The organism is Streptomyces sp. ERV7 (genome assembly GCF_001653515.1).
Lineage (GTDB): Bacteria > Actinomycetota > Actinomycetes > Streptomycetales > Streptomycetaceae > Streptomyces.
The window spans coordinates 1-4,097 of the sequence record NZ_LYOY01000088.1; the positions used below are offsets into that span (position 1 = coordinate 1).

The following is a 4,097-nucleotide window of genomic DNA, read 5'->3' on the forward strand; positions in this document are numbered from 1 at the left end:
CTCTCCCCGCGCCCCCTCAGCCACCTCACCGACGTGCACCGGCGCGTGTACTCGACGGCCCAGCTGCGCGCCCACGGCGTCCCGGCCGCCAGCGCCGCGGCCCAGTGCCGACCCGGGGGCCCCTGGCAGCAACTGCTGCCCGGCGTCTATGTGTTGCACCCGGGACCGCCCACCAGCGAGGAGCGGCTGCACGCGGCCCTGCTGTACGCGGGGCGCCCGGTCCCCGAGCGCGCCAAGGCGATCCCGGTCCAGGGCCAGGCGCACGCGGCACCCACCGACGCGATCGTCACCGGGCTCGCCGCGCTCGCCCTGCACCGCTTCTCCTCCGCTCCCCCGCTGCTCTCGCTCGACCGGATCGACGTCCTGGTGCCGCGCACCCGGCGGCTGCGCTCGACCGGCTGTGTGCGGCTGGTGCGGGCGCATGTGATGCCGGTCCCCGAGCCGGTGGCCGGGGTGCCGGTGGCGCCGGTCCCGAGGGCGCTCGCGGACGCGGTGGCCCAGCTCACCGACGCGCACGCGGTACGCCGGCTGCTCACCGAGGCCGTACGCGGCGGGCACTGCGAACCGGCCGCCCTCGTACGGGAGTTGACGCAGGCGCGGCTGCTGACGCGGGCGCATGTGGTGGACGCGGTGGACTCGCTGCTCGCCGAGGGGCGGGCCATCGCGGAGAACCGCCTCTACCAGATGGTGCGCACCCACGATCTGCCCGACCCGCTGTGGAACGTGGACCTGCGGCTGCCGGGCGGGCCGCACATCGGGGGCGTGGACGCGTACTGGCCGGACCAGGCGGTGGCGGTGGAGCTCGACACCCGGGCGCCGCGCCAGGGACGGCCGCGCGACGAGGACGAGGAGGACCAGCTGTGGTGCGAGTACACGCACAAGCGCGAGACGCTGGAGCGGCTGGGGATCACCGTCGTCCACCTCACGCCCAGGAAGCTGCGCGAGACGATGGAGCAGCAGGCGACCGTGGTCCGCACCGCCCTGATGGCCTCGGCGGACCGGGAGCCCGCCGCGTATGTGGTGGTGCTCCCCCGGTGAACGGGCAAGCACCACCAGGTCACTTGAGGGCGTGGACGGGCTCGGCGGGCCCCGCCGCCGGTGCGGTGCCGCAGAACTCGGCGAGCACGACCGCCACGGCGTCGCCCGACCAGTCGTTGTTGAAGTTGAACGCCAGCGAATGGCGGCCGTCCTTCGTCGTGAGCGCCACCGACGAGGAGCCGTGGATCCCGCCGTCGTGGCCCCAGACCTCGGTGCCGCAGGGCAGCTTGCTCGTCATCAGACCCAGTCCGTAGCGGCTTTCGGGGGCCCCGGGGCCCACCGGCACGGTGGTGGTCATCTCCGTCAGCTGGCGCTGCGGCAGCAGCTTCCCGGTCAGCAGGGCCCGGTAGAAGCGGTTCAGATCGGCCGAGTCCGACACCATCTCACCGGCCGAGCCCGCCATCGACGGGTTGAGCGCGGTGACGTCGTACGTCCTGCCGGCCGTCTCCGGTGACAGCTTGGAGTAGGCCCGGCCGCTGGGCTTCGGCATCCGGGCGTCGGTGCCCGGCAGCGTGGTGGAGCGCAGGTGCAGCGGGCGCAGGACGCGGCGCTCGATCTCGGTGGCGTAGGAGTGGCCGGTGGCCTTCTCGATCACCATTCCGGCCAGGATGAAGTTGGTGTTGGAGTAGTGCCAGGAGGTGCCCGGCTCGAAGTCCGGCCGGTGGCCCATGGCGATGTCCACCAACTGCCGGGGGGTGTAGGTGTCGTAGCGGTGCCGGAGGAAGTCGACGCTGAAGATCCGCTGCCCGAAGGCCTCGTCCGCCGTGTAGTTGGAGATGCCGCTCGTATGGTTCAGCAGCTGACGCAGAGTGATCTTCGTGCCGTCGTTGCCGTTGCCCCGCACCACGCCCGGCAGCCAGTGCTCGACGGTGTCGTCCAGGCTCAGTGTGCCCTCGGCTTCGAGCTGGAGGACGACGGTGGCCACGAACGTCTTGGTGAGGGAGCCGATCCGGTAGCGGTCCTCGCTCCGCCGCTCGCGCCCGGTGCGCAGATCGGCGACGCCCGCGTCCCCGTTCCAGACGCGCCCCCCGTCCTGGGCCGTCCCCACGACGCCCGGCACGCCGTCGCGCACGGCCGCGTCCATGGCCTGCTGCGTGGCCCGATGGGTCGCGGGCGCCGCCTCCCGCGCGGAGGCCGGGGCCACGCACAGGGTCGCGGTGACCCCGGCGGCGACGACCACCCCGAGGACGGCGGTCCTGACTCTCCTGCCCGTACGTACCGACATGCGCTCTCCCTGTCGCCCGCGGCGCCCGTGGCGGGGCCGTCGGCACAGGGGACTCCGCCCCCGCCGGACGAGTTGCCCGGCGGGGGCGGGGTTGAGCGGATTTCAGCCGGATCCCCGGCTCAGCCCAATCACCGTTTCACCGGGGCGGGTTGGCGGGCGAGTAGGTGGGCGCGGACCACCGCAGCGGGCTCGCCGCCTCGGACCACACCGTGCGCTCGACCGTGAACCGGACCGTGCGCTCCCCCGCCGCGTACAGCGTGCGGGCCGTGCCCGAGAGCTGGAGCGTGGCGCCGTCCCGCCAGTCCACGAAGAGCAGTCCGGCGCGCGGGTCGGCCTCCAGGTTGCCGAGGGTGAGGAACATGGAGTTGCCGGGGTAGTCGCGCCACTCCAGGCGGGTGGGGGAAGTGACGTGTACGAAGCCGGGGTTGCCGCCCCGGTGGCTGGCATCCACGCCGTCGGGGGCGGCCGTGGCGATGAAGAAGGTGTCGGCGGCGCGGACGAACTCCTCCTGGTCGGGGGTGAGTCGCTCGCCGCGCCGCACGGCACCGGCCCCGTCGGGCGCGTACGCCTCGATCTCGCGGTGCTGGAGGTACTTGGGGCAGTTCGAGAAGACCTGCTCGGCCACGACGGCCAGGCCGCGCGGGGTCGGGCGGGCCGTGCCGTTCAGCCGCATCCGGCGCCGGGTGCGCGGGTCGAGCGCGATCGTGCCGACGGGGCTCTCCCCGGCCGCGAGCACCCCGGCGAGGGGGTCGCTCCCGGCGGGGCGGCCCACGACCGAGATCTGGTGGGGGCCGGTGGCCCGGACGAAGCCGGGGCGCCCGGTGAGCAGCGAGGCCCACATCCGGCCGCCCCCGTCCGCCGCCCCGAGCACCAGCATCGGCTGGAGTTCGAGGAAGGCGGCGGCGACCGGACGGATGCCGGGGCCGATGGCGCGCCCGACGTGGTCGGCGGCCTCCCGGACGCCGACGCGGTCCTGCACGGCCCGGGACCCGGGGTGGTACGGGGTGGGCGCGGTCATCGGACCGACCTCCTGTCCTGTGCGGTGCCGCTCCGTCCTGGAACAGCCCTGTTCTAGAAGAAGCCGCAGGTGGGGGCGGCAGCGACGGGCGCGGGAGCCGTCTCGGCGCCCAGCGGCGAGGAGATCTCCAGACGGATGCCGTCCGGGTCGTGGAAGAAGATGCCGCCGGAGGCCGCGCCCTCGCGGTGGGCGACGATCCCCTCGTACGCGAACTCCACGCCGTGCGTGCGCAGTTCACCCTCGTACGCCTTCACCTCTTCGATCGTGTCCACGGCGAAGGCGAGGTGGTGCAGCCCGGCGCGGTCCGGGGCGAAGCCGCCGCCCGCCTGCTGCCACAGGGTGAGCGAGAGCTGCCCTTCGCGGCCGAGGAGGGCGAAGCGGCGGCCGTCCTCCTTGCCCTCGGAGAGGACCTCGAAGCCGAGCAGGTCGCGGTAGAAGCCGAGGGAGCGGTCGAGGTCGGTCACATTGAGGCCGATGTGGCCGGTGCGGAACGTACTGGTCGCCGTCATGGCGGTCCCCTTCCCGAGCGAGGTCGTCTCTTCTAACCTCTTAATTCGAGATTAGAGGTTAGGTGCGTGAGATGCAACCGGTCACGTAACCTTTAGTGGTTAGCACCGCCGCACGAGAGGAGTCCGGGATGTCCGCGCCCGACCCGCGTCCGCTCACCGGAGAGCCCGTCTCCCTCGACCTGCTGAACACGCGCTGGATGCACGACGGGGAGCGCCAGGACCTGCTGGCCTCGGCCGACGGGCTCGCCGTGTGGCTCGCCACCACCGGCCTCGACGCGCGCTTCCCCGCCGACGCGGCCGCATTCGC

At 73.4% G+C, this 4,097-nt stretch carries 5 protein-coding genes; 2 read left to right on the plus strand and 3 right to left on the minus strand.

The window, feature by feature from the left end:
• Positions 1-1,038, plus strand: a 1,038-nt coding sequence (locus A8W25_RS30590; RefSeq protein ID WP_234386684.1) for a hypothetical protein, incomplete at its 5' end; no start/stop codon positions are given.
• 19 nt (positions 1,039-1,057) lie between these two features.
• Here the strand turns inward: A8W25_RS30590 and A8W25_RS30595 are convergent.
• The 3 genes from A8W25_RS30595 to A8W25_RS30605 all read right to left on the minus strand — a co-directional run bounded on the left by A8W25_RS30595 (position 1,058) and on the right by A8W25_RS30605 (position 3,790).
• Positions 1,058-2,263: a serine hydrolase domain-containing protein gene (locus tag A8W25_RS30595; protein ID WP_079126541.1), complete on the minus strand. Its 1,206-nt coding sequence runs from the start codon at positions 2,261-2,263 to the stop codon at positions 1,058-1,060.
• Positions 2,264-2,399: 136 nt separating this feature from the next.
• The gene (locus A8W25_RS30600) at positions 2,400-3,281 is read right to left on the minus strand and encodes a pyridoxamine 5'-phosphate oxidase family protein (RefSeq protein ID WP_067167696.1); all 882 of its coding nucleotides are present in this window, start codon (positions 3,279-3,281) and stop codon (positions 2,400-2,402) included.
• Between the two features lie 53 nt (positions 3,282-3,334).
• Positions 3,335-3,790 carry a VOC family protein gene (locus tag A8W25_RS30605; protein WP_067167698.1) on the minus strand — a complete coding sequence of 152 codons (456 nt, stop codon included), beginning with the start codon at positions 3,788-3,790 and terminating at the stop codon, positions 3,335-3,337.
• A gap of 128 nt (positions 3,791-3,918) precedes the next feature.
• Here A8W25_RS30605 and A8W25_RS33100 point away from each other — a divergent pair.
• A partial coding sequence (locus A8W25_RS33100) for an ABATE domain-containing protein (protein ID WP_199831879.1) occupies positions 3,919-4,097 on the plus strand: 179 nt, incomplete at its 3' end.

Bases quoted from the DNA above. Each gene is read 5' to 3' on its own strand.
- A8W25_RS30595 (WP_079126541.1), bottom strand. From the start codon at position 2,263: ATGTCGGTACGTACGGGCAGGAGAGTCAGGACCGCCGTCCTCGGGGTG.
- A8W25_RS30600 (WP_067167696.1), bottom strand. From the start codon at position 3,281: ATGACCGCGCCCACCCCGTACCACCCCGGGTCCCGGGCCGTGCAGGAC.
- A8W25_RS30605 (WP_067167698.1), bottom strand. From the start codon at position 3,790: ATGACGGCGACCAGTACGTTCCGCACCGGCCACATCGGCCTCAATGTG.